3 protein-coding genes are annotated in these 1,722 nt (G+C 75.5%); 2 read left to right on the forward strand and 1 reads right to left on the reverse strand.

Translation table 11 applies throughout. The features are described 5' to 3' along the window. A partial coding sequence (locus tag MCAG_RS28335; RefSeq protein WP_036375641.1) for a DUF3500 domain-containing protein occupies window positions 1-682 on the reverse strand: 682 nt, incomplete at its 3' end. A 101-nt stretch (window positions 683-783) separates the two neighbouring features. Here MCAG_RS28335 and MCAG_RS28340 point away from each other — a divergent pair. Together MCAG_RS28340 and MCAG_RS28345 are read left to right on the forward strand one after the other, a co-directional pair. Beyond that, window positions 784-1,167, forward strand: a complete 384-nt coding sequence (locus MCAG_RS28340; RefSeq protein WP_007076376.1) for a hypothetical protein — start codon at window positions 784-786, stop codon at window positions 1,165-1,167. A gap of 144 nt (window positions 1,168-1,311) precedes the next feature. Continuing rightward, window positions 1,312-1,722: cysteine dioxygenase family protein (locus MCAG_RS28345; RefSeq protein WP_007076377.1), on the forward strand; the 411-nt coding region annotated here is incomplete at its 3' end.

Below are 1,722 nucleotides of genomic sequence, written 5' to 3' on the forward strand. Positions count from 1 at the left end.
GGTCCAGCATGGCCCGGCCGGTGGGGCCGAGCCGGTCGGCCGGCACCCCCAGCGGCTCGATCGGCCCGGCGACGCGCGGGCGGGTGGCGCTGATGATGTCGGCGGGGGCCTCGTCGGCGACGATCGCCGCCGTCCGCGCCGCCGGCCCCATGGCGTCGAGCAGGGCCCGGCCCAGGTCCTCCTCGACCCCGAGGGGCCGGGAGACCGGGTGTCCGGCGTGCCGGACGGTGGCCGGGTTCGCGCCGAGGAAGACGGGTGCGGGGGAGACCCGGTCGTCGACGACGGTCATGCTCACCGACAGGTGATGCCCCTCGAACCGCCAGGCCCACCGGTCGTCGCGGGCCGGGTCACCGAAGACCGCCACCCAGTAGTCGCCGCTGTGCCGCCCGCGCCGCCAGCCCTCGGCCCGGTCGAGCACCTCCTCGAGCGCGACGACGGCCATCGCCTGCGCGTACGCCGCGGGGCTCAGCGCGGTGGCCAGCAGCCGGTGTGCGGCCTTGCGGCCCGTGCGGTCCAGGTCGGCCAGGCAGACCCCGGGTCGCGGCCGAGGACGGTACTCCAGCCACCGCCGGGCCGCGTCGTCGTCGAACCGGCGCGCCGCGCGGGCCCGCGCCGCACCGTCGAGCGCGCCGAGCAGCGCGGTGCCGGCGGTGCGCATCTGTCCGGGTACGGGATCTTCCATCGACCCTGTATATACCCTGGCGGCGCGGGTCAGCGTCGGCCCAGGTTGGTCGGCGGGGCGGCGGCGCCTGATAGCTTGCCGAGCCGGCACGGGGAGGGGCGTTGAGCGACGACAGCGTGTACGTGGGCAACGCGGGCGTGGACGGCCCGGCCGAGGGTGGCTGGCTGCTCGGCCACTTCATGCCGGCCGGCGATCCCCGGCACAGCGACGACGTCGAGGTGAAGTGGGGCGTGCACGCGGCGGGGGAGAGCCGATCGCGGTGGGCCACCGGCGAGCGGCGTACCGCGCTGCTGGTGCTGGTTAGCGGCGGCCGGTTCCGGGTCGAGTTGCCGGACCGCACGGTGCTGCTCGCCCAGCCGGGCGACTACGTGGTGTGGGGCCGGGGCGTGGACCACTGCTGGTATGCCGAGAGCGAGTCGGTACTGCTGACCGTGCGCTGGCCGTCGGTGCCGGGCTACCGGGTGGAGCCGCCGGTGCGCCGCTGAGCGGCCTTCGCCCCGGTTCGCCGCACGGGCCGGCGCGGCCGATGCCGCCTCGGCTTCCCAACATGCGATATTACCTACTAATCCTATAGGGTTTGCGTTCTATGCTCTTGTGGCACGCTCCGCCCGATCACCGTGAGGTTCCGCATGTCAGCCAGCCGTCGTCTCGAGCCCGACCCGCTTGCCGTCGCCGCCCGGTACGCCGCCGACCCGGCCAGCTGGCCGGTCCCGCTCCGCTTCCACCCCGAACAGCGGTGGTACGCCCGCCTCGCGGTCGCCGCCGACCACGAGGTCTGGGCGCTGAGCTGGCTGCCCGGCCAGGGCACCGACCTGCACGACCACGGCGGCTCCTCCGGGGCCTTCCTGGTCGTCGACGGCGTGCTCACCGAGGAGACGGTCAGCGGCGGCCGGCTGCGCCCGCACCGCCTCGCCGCCGGCGCCGGCCGGCGTTTCGGCGCCCGTCACGTGCACGTGGTCACCAACCGGGACGACCAGCCGGCGGTCAGCCTGCACGTCTACCGGCCCGCGCTGACCCGGATGACCCGCTACCGGCTCGTC

The sequence above is a fragment of the Micromonospora sp. ATCC 39149 genome (assembly GCF_000158815.1).
In the GTDB taxonomy this organism is placed as follows: Bacteria; Actinomycetota; Actinomycetes; order Mycobacteriales; family Micromonosporaceae; genus Micromonospora.